Below are 724 nucleotides of genomic sequence, written 5' to 3'. Positions count from 1 at the left end.
GCGTTCCGCTCGATGCACGGCACCTGCACCAGCCCGCCGATCGGATCGCAGGTCAGGCCCAGGTTGTGCTCCATCGCGATCTCGGCCGCGTTCTCCACCTGCGCCGGCGTGCCGCCCATGACCTCGGCCAGCCCCGCGGCGGCCATCGACGACGCCGAGCCCACCTCGCCCTGGCAGCCCACCTCGGCCCCGGAAATCGACGCCTGCTCCTTGTACAACACCCCGATCGCACCCGCCGTGAGCAGGAACTTCACCACCACATCGTCACGATCCTGCTGGGTCGCCTGATCCATGCCCGGGGCGAAGTGCAGCGCGTAGTACAGCACCGCCGGGATGATGCCCGCGGCGCCGTTGGTCGGCGCGGTAACCACCCTGCCGCCGGAGGCGTTCTCCTCGTTCACCGCCAGGGCAATCAGGTTCACCCACTCCTGCCAGTACTTCGGGTCCCGGTAATCGGGATCCTGGTCCCGGCTCTCCTTCAGCAGCCGCTCGTGCCAGTCCGGCGCACGACGGCGGACCTTCAGCCCGCCCGGCAGCAGCCCCTCACGCCGGAGGCTGGTTTCCACACAGCCCTCCATCACCGAATAAATATGCAGCAGCCCCTCCCGGATCTCCTCCTCGGTGCGGGAAGCACGTTCATTGACGAACATGACCTCGCCGATGGACAGACCCTTGGACTGGCAGCGGCCCAGCAACTCGGCTGCGGTGCGGAACGGCAGCGGCA

At 68.2% G+C, this 724-nt stretch carries 1 protein-coding gene; it reads right to left on the bottom strand.

Annotated elements, in window-relative coordinates; genetic code table 11:
* Positions 1-724, bottom strand: a 724-nt coding sequence (locus ABFP37_RS22485) for an L-serine ammonia-lyase (protein WP_347035031.1), incomplete at both ends; no start/stop codon positions are given.

Source organism: Burkholderia sp. RS01 (genome assembly GCF_039748055.1).
Classification (GTDB): Bacteria; Actinomycetota; Actinomycetes; order Actinomycetales; family Micrococcaceae; genus Arthrobacter.
The sequence above is the reverse complement of the archived record's forward strand: the minus strand, read 5'-3'. Positions and strand labels throughout refer to the sequence as shown.